Origin of the sequence: Streptomyces sp. NBC_00162 (genome assembly GCF_024611995.1) — a bacterium.
Lineage (GTDB): Bacteria > Actinomycetota > Actinomycetes > Streptomycetales > Streptomycetaceae > Streptomyces.
On record NZ_CP102509.1, the window covers coordinates 220,020 to 237,653 of the forward strand.

Below are 17,634 nucleotides of genomic sequence, written 5' to 3' on the forward strand. Positions count from 1 at the left end.
CATCGGACTTGAGGACGCGGGTGACACGGTGAGGGTGTGGCTGGTGGTCGGACCCGTTGAGCCGGGCACTCGTGCGGTTGGCCGAGTGCTGAATGCTGGCGTGCCGGGGCTGTCGAAATCGTGATCCACACCTCTTTCGATCACACGTACGATGCTCGACATGATCGCCCTGTCCGTGGACACAACATCGCAAAGTTTCGCCGCCGGCCAGGTGGTCGGAGTCCTCGCCGTCGCCCTCATCGCCATCGTGGCGCTCTGGAAGCTCACCGGCGCCTGGCGCGCTCCCTCGACCCCGCCCGGCGGCGACCCCGCCGCGACCGCTCGGGTGGAGAGCAAGCGCCGCCTGCTTCTCATCGGTATGACCGTGCTGATAGCCGCTGCCGCAGGGGTGAAGGCCACGGCCTCCTACAACCCGGAACCCCGGGCCTCCGAGACGACAGCGACCGGGCCCGTTTCCGAGGGCCAGGGCGCGGCGGCGGACGCACCGCGCACCATCGCCCTGCCGGACAGCTTCTCGGACTTCCGGCTGTTGACGGGTGCGGCCGCGGAGCGGACCGAGGCTGAGGTGATGGCGGGTCGCAAGCTGCCCGAAGGGGCGAAGGTCGGCTACTACGACAAGGGTGGGGACGAGAACCTCGAGCTTTTCGTCGTCGTCCGCAGCGCGGAGTGGGATCCCAAGGTGTACGACGAGAAGGCGACCACGTCGATCTCGCAGGAGTTCCGCAACTTCTTCGCCGCTGCGAAAGCCCACGACGTGACCCGCTTCGACGCGGGGCCGTACGGCGGGGGCCTCAGCTGCGGCCTCGCAATGGGGCTGGACGGCGACCAGTCCGTGTGTGCCTGGAGCGACGCCACCACCTTCGGCGCAGTACGTCTGGTCCGAGAGGCCCGCCTCCCCAACGCCGCGCAGACCACCCTCACACTCCGCAACGCCGCCACCCACTGACCACACACCGACCCCTCCTGGTCGGCCTTGCACACGCCCGCACGCGGCCCTGGGGTTGTACAGGTCCTGGGTAACTTGTTCGACAACAGGCCGAACCGGACCCAGACGAACCATTGGACAGAGCGGACGAAGGTGAATTGACCATGGGCCGAAAGATCCTCTTCGGTGCCCTGGCCTCGAGCGCCATCGCAGCCCTCGCCGGCGTCCTCTACGTGTGGAGCGGCAGCCCGGGCCTCAGCACAGGAAGCGTCTCCGCACAGAAGCTGGCAGGGTCGTGGAAGGCGAAGGACGGCGCCGAGATCGAATTCAGTGAGGATGGGGCGTTCTGCAGCCACTCCTTCCCCATCGGCGACGGCCGGCGGACCGACTCCTGCGGCACCTGGGAGCTCGGAGATTCCGGCACCGCTGCCGACCAGGCGATCGACCTCCACTTCAACCAGCCGAAAAAGACCCTGACTTCGCTGCTCCGGGTGTCCGGCGAGCAGGCGACCGGTGGCCTCTACTTCACTGAAGACATCGACGATCCCGGAAATTCTGTGCAGTTCCACCGCAGGGCCTGACCGATCACGCCCTTGACAGCCTTGGCGTAGCCGGCACGCCAGGCCGGGTCGGCCATCTGGAACCCGGAGGGCAGCCGCAGCTCGACGGCGCACCGTGCGCCGGCCTCGGGGCGCCGTGTTCGAGCCTCGCGACGTCAGGACCGACTGTTCGCCGTGTCTGTGAGGGCTTCTGCGAACTAGTCGTGGGCTGCGTGCCCGCTCGATGCTGGCGCGCAGGGCTTCCATGAGGTCGACGGCGCCGGTGGCCTCGGCCGGGGGCTGGTCGGGGTGCGGCCCCGTCGCGGCCAGGATGGCCAGGCCGCACCCCGTACTAGGGAACCTACCCGCCTCGCTAGCGTCCCATTTGTGGCCTGGGAGCCGGATCACGTGCCCGGTCGGCTCAGGCTTCCAGCATCCCCAGCCCGGAGTCGGCCCGGCAGATCGGGCACGCCTCCACCCCTGCACGAGGGCCTGGGTGGCCTGCTCGCGGGTGGCGGGGCGGGAGCGCGCCGTGCCCATGGAGCAGTCCCCGGCGTGGACCATCACAGGCCGTCGCACCGCGCCGATCCCGTACTGGATCCGCCACTCGACCTCGGGCACGGGCCGGTGCTCGGTCTCGGACAGGCGCTGGTCGCGGCGGGCTTCGGCGATCAGCGCCCGGACCTCGACCAGGAGCGCGTACAGCTGTCGCTCCACCACCTCCAGCCGGGCCAGATCCGGCGGGAAGAGCGTGCGCGGATCACGCCGGGCCACTGCTACCCCGCAGCCGGTCCGGCCTCGTGGGCCCGCTTGAGTGCCATCCGGGCGGAGACGACCTTCTCGCGCTCCACGCTCTGCCAGAACGCGTCGGTCATCACGGCGCCAGCCAGGCGCCGCTGCCTGGACTCCAGCCGCGCCATCAGCGTCTTCTGCTCCTCGGTGTAGCCGGGACTCGGCGGTACGTCGCCGCGGCTCGAGTAGCGGCCCTCCTCCGCTGTCCACCCGGGGAGGGGTTCCACCGACCAGGGCAAGGTCGCACACAGGGCCGAGTACTCGGCGCGGACACGGTGGAGCTGGGCCTGCACGGCCCGGAGACGCGGGGGAAATCGAAGGACATACCGGCATCGTACGCCCGTTCGATTTCGTGGGGCTACATGCCACGCTCGCACAAATAATCGAACAAATGATGTAATCCAGCCATGGCGCAAAACCGCTTCCCGGAGGAGCTGATCCACCTCAAACAGGCTCAGATCCGTACCTACAACCGCCTAGTCCAGCGGCCCCCCACGGGCGCCGAGGCGCTGCGGTCCGAGCTGACCCTGCTCTCCCTCCAAGTCCGCTCCCATCCCCACTGGCACGGCCGGCGCCCAAGCGCACGGGAGCTGGTCGACCTGCAACGCCAGGCCGAGGCCGCGCCCGGCGGCGAGAGCGAGCTGATCGTCGAGTTCCGCGACGGCGCATTCACGGTCCGCCCGCCCACCGCCACCCGGCCAGCGGCGTCCTCCTGACCGAGGGTGGGCACACCAGGCGCAGAGCGGCGAGACGAAGCCAGGTGTGGTCCTCCTTTCCCGCACCCAGCAGTCTGGCGCATGACAGCCGCCGGCTACCTCAACAGTTTTCACCGCGGTCAGCGTGGTGCGTGAGGTGAAATGGGGGTCGCTTGGCGTCGCAGGACAGCAGCAGGACTGGAGTGCGTGGTGGGGACGATACTCAAGGGCATGAGCCGCGTTCCGTGGCATGAGTTGACGCATGCGTACGGATCAGCGGAAGAGGTTCCGGGGCGGCTGTCACGGGTGGCGTGGGGTGACGCCCTGACGAGTGCTTCAGCGTTGAGTGATCTTGGTCTGTGGCTCGGTGAACTGGCTGTTTTCGACGCGACTGTCGAGGCGGTTCCGTTTCTGTGGGATCTCGCGGTGACCGACGCCGTCACTAGTCGGTCCGGCGTGATCGAGTTGCTGCAGACGATCCTCGAACACTCCAATCCTCCAAAGATCGATGTGCAGCATGCGGCTCACCGAGCCGTGCTCGACGGCAGGAGCATGGCCGACGTGCTGGCCTGTGATGAGGACGCCGCCGTGCGGGCAGCGGCTCGTGACCTGGTGGCCGCGATCGACAGCCACGTCTGCGAGTCCTGCCCACCGGCCTAACGGCAGCGCCTCCTTCCTGTCCCGGGTCCATCCACCGCAGCGCGGGTTGGGAAGGGTCCGGGAGTGGTGTCAGCCGATGCTCTGCTGTTCGCCGCGGGCGCGGGTGGTGGAAAGACCGTTGCGCTGGGTGCCGGCCGGTCCTCACACGTTCTGCCCTCACGGGGCCGTCAGGTTCAGGATTCCTCGGTGGATGAGCTGCCGCACGGTGAAGCGTTTCTCCTCATGAGCTCCGAGCTCTGGACGCGGCGTGCGCCCGTGCGGTCCAGCGGTGCCGCGCACGGCTGATGAGGTGGCGGGCCTTGGAGCCCTGGAATTGGTGCGCCGTGCAGCCTCGCGTGCTCGTCTTCGAGAACAGCACCGGAGAAGGGGCGGGATCCATGGACGTGTTCTGCGGGATTGACTGGGCGGAGGGACACCACGACGTCGCGCTCGTCGATGACACCGGCAAGCTGCTGGCCAATGCCGGATCAACGACGACCTCGACGGCTACCGGCGAACGGGGCGGTTTGTTCAGGGGCAGCAGGGGAGACGATCATTCGGCCATGAGACCCGAAGTGCAGACGTTCGTCGCCAACGGACCGCTTCCCGACTGGGACGCGAGCGAGGAAGAGATCGACCGGCGTGAACGCCAGCTGACGGCGATCTCCCGCCCTGTTACCCCCGAAGAGGCCGCTGCCCTGGCCACCTGCTTCGGCCCCGACGACTGCTACGGCGTCGCCTGGACGCTCGTGCACCTGATCGAGACGGCTCCCGGCCCGGTGCCACAGCTGGAGGATCCGGGTCCGGAGCCCAGCGACTGGGCCGGGGTTCTGCGGGCGCGGTGGGGCGGCGAACACCCCACGACTTGACGGCTTAACCGCAGAGGCGTCTTTCCCGCACCCAGCGGTCTGGCGCATGACAGCCGCCGGCTACCTCAACAGCCTTCACCCCGCACCCTTCCAACCGTGAAGGAGAACAGCTGCGCGGATGGATCGCCGATGTCTGCGCCGACCAGCAGTGCGGCCTGGCCTCCCTCGCCGCCGGGCTGATCACCGACCTCGACGCCGTCGTCTTCGGCATGAGCACCGAATGGTCCTCATGCCCTGTCAAAGGCCGCGTCAACGACCTCAAAGCGCTCAAACGCAGCATGTTCGGAAGAGCGAAGCTTCCGCTATTGCGCAAGCGGCTCGTCCTGATCGCGGCCAGTCGCCGACCCTAACCTCTGGCGCCTCGGGCCTGGCGGTCCAGGAACTCGATCAGTCGTGTCTCCGAACGCAGAACCCGTTCTCGCTGCTCAGGAGGAAGAGACGCGAGGAGGTCGGCCAGGACTCGCTTCCGCGGGACATACACCATGTTGCCGGAGTAGATCCGGCAAGTGGAACACCAGGCGAGTCCGATGCACCGCTCGAACATCGAGGAGTCGGACGGATGGAAGCGGTACAGGTACGAACAGACGGGCGTTCCGCAGGCGACGCAGACGTGTCGATCGCCGTCGGGAACCGTGTCCCAGTTCCCGACCTTTCGCCAATGCTGTCGCCCGGCCGGTGCTCTTCAAGTCGTCATACCGAGCATTCTCGCCCACAGAGATCCGCCCAGCACAGCCTCCGAGCAAGACTCCCGTCGACCACAGACCGTAACCAACTCTTCGTCACTTCACGGAATCCGTGCCTGAACCCGATTCCAGCGCCGCCGACACTCAAGGACATGGTCGGCGGCCTGCCGCGCCGCGTCGTAGCGCAGCGGAGGTTCGGCCGGCAGCACGGAGCGGCTGTGGCGCCCTGCGCCGCCGTCGGCACCACGGGCGGGGAGGCTGTCACGGACGTTCCCGGGGCCGAGCGTGTCTGAAAGATCGTGTAAGTCCGTGATGTGACAGCCTGGCCCGGGGCTCGGCCTCGGGCCCTTGGGCCGGGCGGATCGGACGAGTCATGGCGGACAAAGACGAAGCGGCCGCGGCCGTGGCCGGCGACAAGACGGTCGATGAGGTCGTCCAGCGGTTGCTGGACAAGGCTGATGCCTCCGGGGCGGCCCTGCTGGGTGAGGGCGGGCTGCTGACGGAGGTCACCAAGGCTGTTCTGGAGCGTGCTCTGGAAGCGATGGCTGCGGCCCGAGGTAGGCGTGGCCGCTTTTGTCGTAGCGGTTGCCATAGCGCGGACTTCTTCAAATGGTGATGTATACACGTGTTTTGGGCAGAACATGTCTGGATTTCACTCTGAGGGGTTATTTGTCCCATGCGGGCGGTAGTCACAGACGTCCTCGAGACGCCGGGAATGCGGGGTGGACCATGAGTCGGAAGCAACCCGGGTGCTCCACCGTGCTTTCGGCCTGAGCGTGAAAGTTGAGGGCCCTAGTGATCACACAACGCTATGGCGACCTGGAGATCGGGTTCACGACCGACTACCGATTCCTCGCGGAGGACCTCCCCTTCCTTGGCGACTCCATGTTCTGGGCGCCCAAGATGGACGGGTGGTGGCCGCTGGGCTGTTACTACTCACCCCGGCCGATCGACCCCCGGGGCCGGTGCGGTGCCATGGTCCTCCGAAGTGCCCCCGGCAGTGACCTGCTGGCCCATCCGACGGGCTACACGCGCATCATGACCGCGGAATACTTTGGGCACCGCCTTTCGTTCTGGCGCCCTAACCCCCCGGCGGGCTACGTGGCCCTCGGCGACCTCTGTACGTCAGGTGACCACGTCCCGCCCCGGGAGGAGGTGATGTGTGTGAAGAAGACCCACCAGGGTCGCGAATACGTCCGCCGCGCGGCGGTTGCCAGGCATCCCATCTGGCGCCCCGGGTACGGTGGCCACCCGTTTGCCATCGAAGCAGGATCACGTGCCGTGGGCGGTTACAGGCCAGAAGCGGGTACGGCGCGTTCCCACTGCTCCTCGAACTCTTCCCGGGTGATCTCCTGGCCTGCCAACTCCGGGTCGAAGAAGTCGACGACCGGCGGGTTGAAGGGCCAGTCGTCAGGTCCGGTCCTGATGCGGCCGCTTCCGTCCTCAGCCAGCTCCACTTCGCGGGTCCGGCGCCCGTCCGATTCAACCTCCATGAGGTAGACCGGGCCGCCGTCGTCCTCGCCGTCCCAGTGACGCCGCACGTACACGATGCTCCTGTCCGCGAGTGCGCCGAAGCCAGGAAGCCCGCGCTGTACGTCGCGTTTGGCCCGCAGGTCGTCCAGACCTGGAGGCATGAGTGGCGCATCGATGTCGACTTCTTCGAGCTTGTCGCCCTCGGCCCAGGTCACCGACTCCTGCCGGGTGACAACCTCGGTCCACGCGAACGTTTCCAGGATCTCCCGGGCCGACCGCGCGTGGACCCACCACCATGAACCGCCCATCCCATAGTCGTGCAGGACGAGGAACCGCGTTTTGGCTGCGGGATTTGAAAGAGTCACAGGACCGGACCCTAACAACGGAGCCATCAGACCTGTTCAGCTGGTCGGTCCACCTTGGATGGCAAACGATCCACGTTCAGTGACAGCGGACAGTCGCGGCTCGACCATGCTCAGGAGCGTGTCGTCCCCGGCCGTACCGTCACCGGGAGGCGTCACGTGGTGACGCCTCCTGAACGCGACTGCCTCTGGCGCCATGCTCGTGTTCTGCAGCGGGACGTCATCACCATCTCGCCCCTCCCTCGCAATTGCCGCGGGTCGGGCCTGGGGCCTGGCGCCCGCCTCGCGGGCGGTATGACGCGTCACGGCCTCGTGCCGACGGCGACAACCGACGACGACCGAGGAACCTCAGGACCAGGTGCCGCCGTTGCCGTAGGTGAAGACGGCGTCGGCGGTGCCGGCGTAGGCGTTGCTGAGGGCGAAGGTGCCGTTGCCGGTCCGGTAGATGCCGTAGGTGGTGCGGCCCTTGTTGCTCCAGTCGCCGACGACGGGCAGGTCGCCCTTGACGCCGTAGGCGGCGGTGGTGACACTTCCGTCGTCGTGGCGCAAGGCGATGACGTTCTGGTCGCCCGCGTTGGTTCCGGGGCGGAAGACGCCCATCTGGGTGTGGCCGACGCCGTCCCAGTCACCGACGATCGGAATGTCACCGGCCTGGCCGAGAGCCGCCGTCGTCACACTGCCGTCGTCGTGGCGGACGATGAACGTACCGGTGCTGGGACGGTAGACCCCCATCTGGGCGTGACCGTTGCCGTCCCACATGCCCGGCACCGGAATGTCACCGGCCTGCCCGAAGACGAGCGAAGTGATGCTGCCGTCGTCGTGACGCACCACGAACGTGCTCGTGCTCGGCCGGAAGATGCCCAGCTGATCATGGCCGACACCATCGAAGTCACCGGTCATCGGAACGTCCCCGGCCTGCCCGAAGCCCACGGCCGTCGTGCCGCCGTTCGCATCGCGCAGCGCCCAGGTGCCGTCCCGGAACACACCCACAGTCGTCGCCGAGCCGTTGCTCCACCGACCCGACACCGGCAGGTCACCGCTGTACGTCGAAGGCTTGGTGTCGGTGGGGAAGACCGGCGCGAGGCCGCCCCTGGTGAGGCCCGCCCCTATCGAGCAGTGCGGCCAGGCGCCCGGGCCCTGCGAGGCGAGGACTTTCTCGGCCACCGTGATCTGCTCGTACTTGGTGGCGAGGTGGGCCTGCGGAGCGAAGTCGGTGCCGCCATACGCCTTCCAGGTACTGGAGCTGAACTGCAGACCCCCGTAGTAGCCGTTGCCGGTGTTGATGCTCCAGTTGCCGCCGCTCTCGCACATGGCGACCTTGTCCCAGGTGGTGACGGAGGCGGCGGAGGCGGTACCGGCGGTCAGGAGCGGTACCGCGGCGGCAGCGGCACAGGCAACGAGCAGGGCGGCCTTGCCAAAGCGAGTGACGGACGGAGCGGTGGGCATAGCGGACATGAAGGAGGCTCGCAATCAGGTGTGGGCTAGGGGAAGGTGTGGGGAGGGTGCCTGGTTGGCAACCACCCGGGGGCGGGAGCTCGGCCCGCCCCCGGGTGGTACGGCAGATCAGGACCAGGTGCCGCCGTTGCCGTAGGTGAAGACGGCGTCGGCGGTGCCGGCGTAGGCGTTGCTGAGGGCGAAGGTGCCGTTGCCGGTCCGGTAGATGCCGTAGGTGGTGCGGCCCTTATTGCTCCAGTCACCGACGACAGGCAGGTCGCCCTTGACGCCGTAGGCGGCGATGGACAGGCTGCCGTCGTCGTGGCGCAGGACGAAGGTGTTCTGGTCGCCCGCGTTGGTTCCGGGGCGGAAGACGCCCATCTGGGTGTGGCCGACGCCGTCCCAGTCACCGACGATCGGAATGTCACCGGCCTGGCCGAGAGCCGCCGTCGTCACACTGCCGTCGTCGTGGCGGACGATGAACGTACCGGTGCTGGGACGGTAGACCCCCATCTGGGCGTGACCGTTGCCGTCCCACATGCCCGGCACCGGAATGTCACCGGCCTGCCCGAAGACGAGCGAAGTGATGCTGCCGTCGTCGTGACGCACCACGAACGTGCTCGTGCTCGGCCGGAAGATGCCCAACTGATCATGGCCGACACCATCGAAGTCACCGGTCATCGGAACGTCCCCGGCCTGCCCGAAGCCCACGGCCGTCGTGCCGCCGTTCGCATCGCGCAGCGCCCAGGTGCCGTCCCGGAACACACCCACAGTCGTCGCCGAGCCGTTGCTCCACCGACCCGACACCGGCAGGTCACCGCTGTACGTCGAAGGGGCCGTCGGGTCGTCGACGATGTTGTCGTAGCGCAGGGCCGAGTAACTGCTGGTGGGGTGGCTGGCCAGGGTGGAGGCGTACAGGTTGCCGTCGGTGTTGTAGTTCGTCGGCCGGCTACGGCTGCTCTCCTGGTAGTAGTTGAAGGTGCCCGCGCTCTTGTCCCGCCAGCCGGCGAAGAGAACGACATGGTCATTGCTGTTCAGGGCGTCGCCGGGCTGCAGGTCCCACTTGTTGATCTGTGTGGAGACCTCAGGCAGGGAGTAGGTGGTGTTGCTGGAGTTGAGCTGCCAGGCCATCGAGACGAAGCCGGAGCAGTCCTGCCGGTAGCGGCCGCCGGTGCTGGCGTCGGACCACCAGCTGTACGGGGCCACAAGGCCGTTGGCGCTGTACGGGACCTGCTTGTCCACCCATACCTGCGCCCGGGATATGGCCTGCTTGCGGGAGACCTTGCCGCCGGGGGCGGCGTTGTTGCCCAGCGATCCGGTCGAGGTGACGGAAGAGTAGGTGGCCTGGATGCTGTCTGCGTGGGCGGGCATGGCGGACAGGACCAGCGAAGCGGCGCAGGCGGCGGCGACGATGCTCGCAGTGCGGAAGGCCGAGGTCTTGACGGACAACGTGACTCCTGATGAAGAGAGGGAACGGCAGGGAACGTGCCGAGTCGTACGAGGTCTGGTGGCGCACTCAGTTCTGGGCGCCGAGGTCGGCGAGCGCGCCGAGTACGGCGGCGTCGGTGCCGGTGTCGTGCGGCGGTGCGGGACGATCGGCCAGCTCGTCGAACTGGAAGAGCAGCAGGTGGTCGCCCTGGTGGACGGCGTAGAGGTGGTTGGTCTGTACGTCGCGGGCGGTCATACCGCCGACTCCGGTCCAGTGCCGCGACCAGGCGGTGCCGTCTTTGACGGTGGCGGTGGTGGACACGACGGCGTCCTGCGGCACTCCCTCGCGGGCTTGGATTCCGCGGGAAGTGGGCTGGCAGTTGTTCATGTCGACGACGAGCCGGTCGTAGGCACCCTTGGCGGACGCGGCGTCGGGGAAGAAGAACAGCTGCTGACCAGCGGCGTTCCTGGCCGAACTCAGGTATCCCTGCTGCTGCCAGAGGGTTGCGCCGGCCACGGTCGCGCACTCGTTCAGCGTGATCTTCTGCCCCTTCAGTTCCTGGCTGCTCAGAGGGCCGTCCGGCTTCCAGCCGAGGCTCTTCTCGACGGGCAGCTTCGCCAGGCCCTCCGGCTTGACGGCCACCGTGCGCGCCGCCGTGCCGCCCGGATCCCCCTTCCCCTGCGTGGCCTTTCCGTCCGGTGACCGGGGTGCCGACGGAGCCGAGGACTGCGGGCCCGCCTTCGGGTCGGCGGACTTCTTGTCCGGCGGAGGCGCGCTCGTCGGGGAAGAGGGCGCCTGCGGTGCGGCCGGGGCCTCGTGAGCAGCTGCGGCCGGCGCGGTGCCGGTGTCGGCGCGGCCGCAGCCAGCCGTCGCCACAGCCGCCGCACAGACGGCCAGGGCCACCGAGACGGCGCTGAATGTGGATCGGCTCTTCTTTTGCATGAGCATGACGACTCCAGGTGTGGTGAAGGGCATGACGGAAGGTGGTTCCGAAGCAGGGAGGATGGACACACGCCGGGTCGGCGGGTCACATCGCCGGCGACGCGCAGAGGAGCTGCGCCAATGCGGAGAAGGGGCGGCAGGGTGCCGCCACGGGCCGGGCTTCGCTCAGTGGTGGAACGTGACGGAGTATCCGCGGGCGCCGGTGGCACCCGAGGCGAGCACCACGGTCATCAAGCGCCCGGCCTTGGCCTGCGCGATGTCGGTGCTCACGGCGCGGATGAAGAGGATGACCCCGATGCCGGCCGGGCTGGTGCGTGCCCGGATGTGTTCCATGCCGCATTCGGGTGTGGCGTGGGCCCAGAGAACGTCCACAAGGGCGTGGGCTTGGCTCTCGTCGGGTGTTCCGCCCCCGGTCCGCGTCAGGGTGACATGGACAGGCACCATTGCGGGTCAGTCCCAGCCGATGCCGTTGGCCGGAGAACCGCTCGCGGACATCGTCGCGTTCACCGGAGCCACGTCCCAGCCGATGCCGGTCGGGTTCGTCGCGGCGTAGGCGGTCGAGGCCAGGGGCGCCGCCACGCCGGACAGGACAGAGGTGAGGACGGCGGTGGTCAGCAGGCGAGCGGTTGTGGACATGGCGGTACCCCAAGCTGGTGGCGTCGGTGCGGATGACGGGAATCTGGCGATCGGGCCGTTGGTCCCCCGGGCCGGCTGGGACTCGGTGTCCTCCGCCCTTCCGGTGATCACCATCCTGCCGACACCGGCCGCCCCCCGGAAGCCGATCGGCCCGTCAGCAAGCGGCCTGGCCGCATCAGGACGCAGGCTCCGCCCACCGGCCTTCACGGCCCCTTGCGGCAGCACCCTGCGGGCCTGACAAATGCCGGTGGGCGGCAGCCACCTTGAGCAGCCATGCGATCTCCTCGCTGGGAGTCCTGGCATGCGACGGGAGAAGGCGGGTGGCCGGAACCGGCGTTTCCGTGGAGCGCGGCGAACAGCCACACCGCCTCCGCGCGGGCGTCGGGCTCACCGCCTTCCAGTGGCGCGTCGGAATCAGCCCCCGGTCCTTCGGGACGGGTTGCCACGGACCGATCGCGCAGTACGAGACAGGCGTCGCGGATCTCGAAGGCTCGGTGGGCCACGTCGAGGGTCCGGTCGCCGAGGACGAACAGGTCGCGCGCGCGGCCCACGCGTGGGCCGAAGACCCGTGCGGTGGCTGCCCGTCGTGGTCCGCGGCCGTGGACCGTGATCACGTATTCCAGGATGAAGTAGTTCGACGCCAGGCCGGCGAGGTGCTTGATGAGGACGGACGGGTCGGGTGATCCCATGGCGACCCGGATGAGGTCCTCCACGGCAGGCGGTCTGGTGGTGACTGCCACGGTGAGTGCGGTGAGGAAGCCCCACAGGTCCCACCCACTCGGCAATGCCCGCAGCGATTTCGACGCGGTCGAGGAGCAGGAAGCCGAGATGATCGCCGTGCTGCGCCGTCGGGTTCGTCGTCCTGCCCCGCCGCTGAGTGGTCGAGAGGTCGCTCGCCCGGGTCATGCACGCCCGCAGAACGCCCGCGACGAGGAGCGGCTCATTCAGCACTCAGAATCGCTGATCACCTGGGCCGCGATCACCCTGATGGCCGGGCGCATCACCCGCAGACAGTTCCGCAGGGCCAGTCGGCTGGCATCCCGGGAACACACCCGAGACTGACGCGTTCACCGCCGCCAACCGCACCCAGTCTCGCCCTTCTTCCTTCCGCACTCTGCCACGGTGAGGTCCGGGCGGATCGGCATCCGCCCGGACCTCACCAGAATGGCTGCATAGGTGAGAACGGAGAGCGGCTGTATGTCGATTGGAAGAGCAGCTGCCGAGTCCGGGGCGGCCGAGGAATGTTGGCCAGAACCAAGAACAGTGCGCAGCGCCAGCGCGTCGACATCGCCTGCTACTCGTCCCCGCGAGGGGGATCTTCAGGCATCGCGCGGCGGCGGTCTCTGGTGGTGTCGCCGCTGACAAAGTAGAGTGTGGCTTCATTATGAAGCACGTACATAATTCTGGCCTGGCCCGTGACCCTGATGGCTTCCTCTACGACCCTGGTGTCCGGGACTCCATGCAGGCGTTCGCGGCGGGGGACGACACCCTGGCCCTGGAGACGGCCGCAGCCGTCCGGTCAGCCTCGCAGGCGGTCGACCGGCTGCGTTCGCACGGTGCGGGGGGACGGGGGCTCAGCGCGGGGGCGCTCGACGTCCTCGCACGACTGAGTACGGCCACGGACCTGGGGCTGAGCATCGGCGAACTGGCCCGTGCAGCGGGGGTGAGTTCCCGCAACGTCACCGGCCTGGTCGACACGCTCGAGCGTGACGGACTCGCGCAGCGGGTCCAAGACCAGCACGACCGCAGGTCGGTACGAGCCAGGATCACACCAGCCGGCCTCAACTGGATGGACAACTTCCGGCAGCCGACGCAGCGCGCCATGTCCGCCGTCTTCCAGGGGTTCACCGAAGACGAACTCGCCCGGTTCCGCGACCTGTGCCTGCGCATGGTCGAAAACCAGCAACGCATCGAGCAGTACCTGAACGCGGCCCGGCACGACGAGCCGCCGACCTCCTGAACAGACACCGACGGAGCACCGCATGACCACCGACCCAGCCGACACGACCACCCGACGTACCGTCAGGGCCTACCACGAGGCCCGATTCCGGGGAGACGTCACCACGGCCGCTGCCCAGATCGGCGAAGGCTTCAGCTTCCGCAGCCCGTTCATCACCTCCGACAGCCCGACCGGACACCTCGAAGGCCTGGACGGCCTCCTGGGCATCGTCACCAGCGTGGAGCTGATCAGCGAGCTGTACGGCGAGACCGAGGCCACCCTGGTCTACGACGTCCACACTGCCCCGACCGTCGGCATCACCCAGCACACAGCCGAGCACTTCCGCCTCCACGACGGCCGGATTACGTCAATTGCGCTCATCTTCGACTCCGCTCCCTGGCAGGCCATCATGTCCGCGGCCGGCCCCACTCCCGACGAGGCCGTCCCTATTGCATGAATGGCTGCCTGTCATCACGACGGAAGGCTTCGGCTACGCCGCCGAAGCCAGTACCCGAGTGCTCTCGAAACTCGGCGATTTCAATCGACTTATACGGCCGGGGGCTGGCGGATGTTGGACATGCTGGGGCTGGACGGCGTATCGGAAGCGGTGTATCGGGCCATGCTCTCGGACCCCGAGGGCAGCGTGCAGGACCTCTGCGAGCAACTGGGCGTATCCGAGAGCACCGTGCGCGACGCCCTCGACAGGCTCGCCGACCTCCGGCTCCTGCGTGCCTCCCGGGACGTACTCGGTATCATGCGGCCGGTCAGCCCGGAACTCGGCCTGGAGATGCTTCTGCGGCGGCAGGAGGAGGAGCTCCTGCGCCGCCGGCTGGAGCTCGAACTGAGCAAGGCCGCCGCGGCGCGGGCCATCGCCGAGTACGCCGACCTGCGACCTGCCACGCCGGCCGCTGACACCCAGCGCCTGGTCGGTCTCGACGCCATTCAGGCGACGCTGGAAATCCTCGCACGGGACGTGTCCGGCGAGTGCCTCTCCGTCATGCCGGGCGGGGCGCAGTCGCAGGCCAGCCTCGACGCGTCGAGACCGCTGGACGAAACAGCCATGAGCCGGGGCATCTCTCTCCTGACGCTCTATCAGGACAGTGTGCGCCACGACCCCGCGACACTCGCCTACGCGCGGTGGATGACCGAGCGGGGCGGCATGGTGCGCACCTGTCCGACACTTCCTCCGCGCATGCTCGTCTTCGACCGCAAGGTCGCCGTAATCCCCATCGATCCGGCCGACACGAAGCGCGGCGCACTGTGCACCCGCGAGGCGGGAATCGTCGCGTCACTGGTCGCACTGTTCGAGCAGACGTGGAACTCCGCCGTCCCGCTGGGCGCCGACCGTTCCAAAGACGCCCAGAGCGGTCTCACCGCCTCCGAGCAGGAACTGCTCAGGCTCCTCGCGTGCGGCCTCACCGACGAGGTTGCGGGGCGGCGCCTCGGCATCTCCGCCCGCAGCGTGCGCCGACAGATGGCCGGCCTCATGGAACGCCTCGACGCGTCGAGCCGCTTCGAGGCCGGGCTGAAAGCGGCTCAGCACGGCTGGCTGCGCTAGGGTCCGTCTTCAAACTGATCTTGCCCAGAGCAGGAGTGATGCGAGTGTGACCGCTGCTTCGTAGGAGGTGGCGGTCTTCTCGTAGCGGGTGGCGATACCGCGGAAGCCTTTGAGTTGGTTGAAGCAGCGTTCGACGGTGTTGCGGCGGCGATAGATCTCAAGGTCGAAGCCCGCGGGCCGACCGTCTTGACTACCCCGGTTGCGGCGATGCTGCTTCTGGTCGCTCTTCTCCGGGATGGTGTGTCCGATACCGCGTCGTCGCAGGTAGGCACGGAATCCACGTGAACTGTAGGCCTTGTCGGCGATCACGTGGTCCGGTCGGCAGCGGGGCCGCCCCAGGCCGATGCGGGGTACTCGGATGCGTTCGAGCAAAGGCCGTGCGCAGACACCGTCGTGTCGTTGCCCCGGGGTGAGCAATATGGCCAGCGGCCGGCCGCGGCCGTCGCAGGCGAGGTGGATTTTGCTGGTCAGGCCTCCTCGGGATCGGCCGAGGGCGTGATCGGCCGGTTCGTCCGTGCGATGCTTCCCCTTTTCGGCCGGTGGCGGCGGAGTGCTGGTGGGCGCGGACGATGGTGGAGTCGATCTGGACCAGCCAGTCGATGTCACCGGCGGCGTCGGCCTGGGCCTGGATCTGTTGCAGGGCCTGGGTGAACACGCCGTCGATCGCGTAGCGGCGGAAGCGGGTGTAGACCGACTTCCAGGGGCCGTAGCGTTCCGGCAGGTCACGCCAGGAAACCCCGGTCCGGATCTTGTAGACCATCCCGTTGACGACCCGGCGGTCCTCCGCCCGAGGCCGGCCTCTGCCGGCACTCGGTATCAGCGGAGCCAACAACTCCCACTCGGAGTCGGTCAGTTCATGGCGACGAATCACGACACCATGATCCACCATCGAACGATCATTTGAAGACGGACCCTAGTAGTGCCTTGTTACGTGACGTCGTAGGGCTGCCATGGGGTGGGTTGTCGGCAGGTGGGGCAGGTGCCGGTCCAGGTGGCGATGAGGTGTTGGAGGAGGGCCAGGGCCTGGTAGAGGGTCAGGCCCTGGCAGGGACTTTTGGGGCCCTCCGCTGTTCGGTGAGGAACGGGTGGGCGTCGGTGACGAGGGTGACGTCTCGGTGCCAGCCGGTGAATGAGCGGCTCTCGAAGTGATCCATGCCCAGAGCTGGTTTCAGCTCGCGGTAGTCGTGCTCGATCCGCCACCGCGCTTTCGCGAGGCGGACCAGGTCCTTGGCGGGAATGTCGGCGGGCAGGCTCGAGATCCAGTACTTCACCGGCTCCGCTTCACCGTCGCCACTGGGCGATCAGCCAGGTGAGGGGATCGTCCCGTCAGCGGCGGGTGTGGGCCGGCGGCCCGCGAGGCGGACCCTCAGGAGCACGAAGTGCGAGCTCATTTCGAGGTCACCCGGGAGACCCGTCCGCGAACGTGGCCCCCAGGCCCTGTTGCGCTCGCGCATGGACTTCCGCCAGCTCGGCCAGCACGTCGGCGTCCGCGTCGGTGGACCAACCGGACAACAAGTCCTCGCCCTCGGCGTCATCGGCCAGGGTCAGCCACGGGTCGTCAAGCCGGAACCGGTGCGTACCGCCCTTGGGGCCGGCCAGCACCAGCGAGGCGATCGTCGGACCCGTGGGTACATCGATCTTGTCGTGGGCGAGGAGCCAGGCAACGACCGCGCGGCGGTCGAACTGCGGGTGCACTCTCGGAGGGCGAGAACCACACCGCTATCGGCGTCGTGCACGACCCACTGGTCGCCGCTCCCGCGTCCCGCCATCGCGTCCGGCCGGTAGACCCACACCGTCCGGCCGTCCAGAGACAGCGCACAGCCAGGCCGGTGGCCATGGCGCACGTCGGAGTGCGGCTCGAAGTCCGAGGCCCACATGAGGTCGCCGGCACGCGTGAGACAGACGATGCCGTTCAGCGTCGTGTACACGACCCGCTCCAGATCCTGCCGGACCACCGACGCTACGACCTCATCGCCACCCCTCGGCTGGAAAACCGCTGCGGGCTCCAGCGTCCCGTAGACGGCGCCCACGACGTAGGCGTGGATCCGCCCGTCACGGAGACGCGTGATGACCTTCGGTGGCGGCTCAGGAATCATCCGCTGAGGCTAACGCCCAGGTCACGCCGCTCAAGATCCGGGGCAGTGTGCGCCGAGCAGGGCAGGCGGTCTCAGGACCGCCTGGGACTTAGCGCGCTGTTGGCCCGCCTGGCCAAGTAGCGTGCACAGCCGTCTGTCAGTGGAACCAGACGACGAGACGTACGTTCTCCGCGCCGTGGACTTCGCTGAGGATGTGCATGACGCTCCAGACCCGACCCCAGTCGGTGTCGATCCCTGCGGCTGAGGCGCGGGTTCGTGTGCCTGAGGCGTCAGTCTCCTGCCAGTCCGTGGTGTCCAGCTCGGCCCAGGTCAGCCAGGTGGTCCCGTGCACATCATGGGGGCCGCCGTAGCCGGCGAACTCAACTCGCAGCCCATCTGAGGCGTCGTCCGGGAAGCCACGATCTTCCGCCAGGGGACGGAAACCGTAGGAGTTTCGGATTCCGAAGAGGCAGGCCAAGCCGTCGTAGGCGTTGCCCCTGTTGAGGAGGAAGAGATCGATGCCCACCTCCCATACGGAGTCCTCGTCGTCGGGGCCCCATAGGCGGGCCCCCGGCCGGCATTCGATCATTCCGCTGACGTCGGTCGACATGGAGAGATCCTGCCTGCGCAGGCCAGGAGCCGAC

General features: G+C 68.1%; 21 protein-coding genes and 3 pseudogenes. 12 read left to right on the forward strand and 12 right to left on the reverse strand.

Annotated features, from left to right (window positions below):
- The first annotated feature begins 160 nt into the window (after window positions 1–160).
- The 8 genes and pseudogenes from JIW86_RS01265 to JIW86_RS41950 form a co-directional block, all read left to right on the forward strand.
- The gene (locus tag JIW86_RS01265) at window positions 161–946 is read left to right on the forward strand and encodes a hypothetical protein (protein WP_257552106.1); all 786 of its coding nucleotides are present in this window, start codon (window positions 161–163) and stop codon (window positions 944–946) included.
- A gap of 143 nt (window positions 947–1,089) precedes the next feature.
- The gene (locus tag JIW86_RS01270; protein ID WP_257552107.1) at window positions 1,090–1,506 is read left to right on the forward strand and encodes a hypothetical protein; all 417 of its coding nucleotides are present in this window, start codon (window positions 1,090–1,092) and stop codon (window positions 1,504–1,506) included.
- 513 nt (window positions 1,507–2,019) lie between these two features.
- Window positions 2,020–2,409 carry a hypothetical protein gene (locus JIW86_RS01275; protein WP_257552108.1) on the forward strand — a complete coding sequence of 130 codons (390 nt, stop codon included), beginning with the start codon at window positions 2,020–2,022 and terminating at the stop codon, window positions 2,407–2,409.
- Window positions 2,410–2,663: 254 nt separating this feature from the next.
- Entirely contained in the window at window positions 2,664–2,972 is a 309-nt protein-coding gene (locus tag JIW86_RS01280; RefSeq protein ID WP_257552109.1) for a hypothetical protein, read from the forward strand.
- A gap of 189 nt (window positions 2,973–3,161) precedes the next feature.
- Window positions 3,162–3,611 carry a hypothetical protein gene (locus JIW86_RS01285; protein ID WP_257552110.1) on the forward strand — a complete coding sequence of 150 codons (450 nt, stop codon included), beginning with the start codon at window positions 3,162–3,164 and terminating at the stop codon, window positions 3,609–3,611.
- Between the two features lie 377 nt (window positions 3,612–3,988).
- The gene (locus tag JIW86_RS41500) at window positions 3,989–4,459 is read left to right on the forward strand and encodes a hypothetical protein (RefSeq protein ID WP_265935652.1); all 471 of its coding nucleotides are present in this window, start codon (window positions 3,989–3,991) and stop codon (window positions 4,457–4,459) included.
- Between the two features lie 1,056 nt (window positions 4,460–5,515).
- Window positions 5,516–5,683 (forward strand): annotated as a pseudogene (locus tag JIW86_RS01295) (IS256 family transposase); the annotation flags it as partial.
- 434 nt (window positions 5,684–6,117) lie between these two features.
- A pseudogene (locus JIW86_RS41950) lies at window positions 6,118–6,303 on the forward strand (Vps62-related protein); the annotation flags it as partial.
- Between the two features lie 128 nt (window positions 6,304–6,431).
- Here JIW86_RS41950 and JIW86_RS01300 read toward each other — a convergent pair.
- The 7 genes from JIW86_RS01300 to JIW86_RS41955 all read right to left on the reverse strand — a co-directional run bounded on the left by JIW86_RS01300 (window position 6,432) and on the right by JIW86_RS41955 (window position 12,107).
- Window positions 6,432–6,830 carry a hypothetical protein gene (locus JIW86_RS01300; RefSeq protein ID WP_257552112.1) on the reverse strand — a complete coding sequence of 133 codons (399 nt, stop codon included), beginning with the start codon at window positions 6,828–6,830 and terminating at the stop codon, window positions 6,432–6,434.
- 495 nt (window positions 6,831–7,325) lie between these two features.
- Entirely contained in the window at window positions 7,326–8,432 is a 1,107-nt protein-coding gene (locus JIW86_RS41525; protein ID WP_416237507.1) for a transglycosylase family protein, read from the reverse strand.
- A gap of 108 nt (window positions 8,433–8,540) precedes the next feature.
- A complete protein-coding gene (locus JIW86_RS01310; protein ID WP_257552113.1) occupies window positions 8,541–9,860 on the reverse strand; it encodes a hypothetical protein in 1,320 nt (439 codons plus the stop codon).
- Window positions 9,861–9,927: 67 nt separating this feature from the next.
- Window positions 9,928–10,788: a hypothetical protein gene (locus tag JIW86_RS01315; protein WP_257552114.1), complete on the reverse strand. Its 861-nt coding sequence runs from the start codon at window positions 10,786–10,788 to the stop codon at window positions 9,928–9,930.
- Window positions 10,789–10,947: 159 nt separating this feature from the next.
- Window positions 10,948–11,115, reverse strand: coding sequence for a hypothetical protein (locus tag JIW86_RS01320; RefSeq protein WP_257552115.1), 168 nt, complete (start codon window positions 11,113–11,115; stop codon window positions 10,948–10,950).
- Window positions 11,116–11,232: 117 nt separating this feature from the next.
- A complete protein-coding gene (locus tag JIW86_RS01325) occupies window positions 11,233–11,418 on the reverse strand; it encodes a hypothetical protein (protein ID WP_257552116.1) in 186 nt (61 codons plus the stop codon).
- 203 nt (window positions 11,419–11,621) lie between these two features.
- Window positions 11,622–12,107 carry a DUF6545 domain-containing protein gene (locus tag JIW86_RS41955; protein WP_416237651.1) on the reverse strand — a complete coding sequence of 162 codons (486 nt, stop codon included), beginning with the start codon at window positions 12,105–12,107 and terminating at the stop codon, window positions 11,622–11,624.
- Between JIW86_RS41955 and JIW86_RS41960 the strand changes: the two genes are divergently transcribed.
- The 4 genes from JIW86_RS41960 (at window position 12,106) to JIW86_RS01350 (ending at window position 14,915) form a co-directional block, all read left to right on the forward strand.
- On the forward strand, window positions 12,106–12,480 hold the full coding sequence (locus tag JIW86_RS41960) for a hypothetical protein (protein ID WP_416237709.1): 375 nt from the start codon (window positions 12,106–12,108) through the stop codon (window positions 12,478–12,480). The two genes, JIW86_RS41955 and JIW86_RS41960, sit on opposite strands and share 2 nt — an antisense overlap.
- Window positions 12,481–12,802: 322 nt before the next feature.
- On the forward strand, window positions 12,803–13,378 hold the full coding sequence (locus tag JIW86_RS01340; RefSeq protein WP_257552118.1) for a MarR family winged helix-turn-helix transcriptional regulator: 576 nt from the start codon (window positions 12,803–12,805) through the stop codon (window positions 13,376–13,378).
- 22 nt (window positions 13,379–13,400) lie between these two features.
- Window positions 13,401–13,814, forward strand: coding sequence for a hypothetical protein (locus JIW86_RS01345; RefSeq protein ID WP_257552119.1), 414 nt, complete (start codon window positions 13,401–13,403; stop codon window positions 13,812–13,814).
- A gap of 120 nt (window positions 13,815–13,934) precedes the next feature.
- A complete protein-coding gene (locus JIW86_RS01350; RefSeq protein WP_322975472.1) occupies window positions 13,935–14,915 on the forward strand; it encodes a helix-turn-helix transcriptional regulator in 981 nt (326 codons plus the stop codon).
- Between the two features lie 9 nt (window positions 14,916–14,924).
- Here JIW86_RS01350 and JIW86_RS01355 read toward each other — a convergent pair.
- The 5 genes and pseudogenes from JIW86_RS01355 to JIW86_RS01375 all read right to left on the reverse strand — a co-directional run bounded on the left by JIW86_RS01355 (window position 14,925) and on the right by JIW86_RS01375 (window position 17,600).
- A protein-coding gene (locus tag JIW86_RS01355; RefSeq protein ID WP_416237508.1) for an IS5 family transposase occupies window positions 14,925–15,804 on the reverse strand; the annotation gives its coding sequence in 2 pieces (ribosomal slippage) (window positions 14,925–15,431 and window positions 15,433–15,804; 879 coding nt in all).
- A 145-nt stretch (window positions 15,805–15,949) separates the two neighbouring features.
- Window positions 15,950–16,186 (reverse strand): transposase, encoded by a 237-nt coding sequence (locus tag JIW86_RS01360; protein ID WP_416237509.1) that lies wholly within the window; start codon window positions 16,184–16,186, stop codon window positions 15,950–15,952.
- A 127-nt stretch (window positions 16,187–16,313) separates the two neighbouring features.
- The gene (locus tag JIW86_RS01365) at window positions 16,314–16,610 is read right to left on the reverse strand and encodes a hypothetical protein (protein ID WP_257559628.1); all 297 of its coding nucleotides are present in this window, start codon (window positions 16,608–16,610) and stop codon (window positions 16,314–16,316) included.
- Window positions 16,610–17,011 (reverse strand): annotated as a pseudogene (locus JIW86_RS01370) (hypothetical protein); the annotation flags it as partial. The gene JIW86_RS01365 and the pseudogene JIW86_RS01370, both read right to left, overlap by 1 nt.
- Before the next feature lie 136 nt (window positions 17,012–17,147).
- A complete protein-coding gene (locus JIW86_RS01375) occupies window positions 17,148–17,600 on the reverse strand; it encodes a hypothetical protein (protein ID WP_257552122.1) in 453 nt (150 codons plus the stop codon).
- Window positions 17,601–17,634 lie beyond the last annotated feature (34 nt).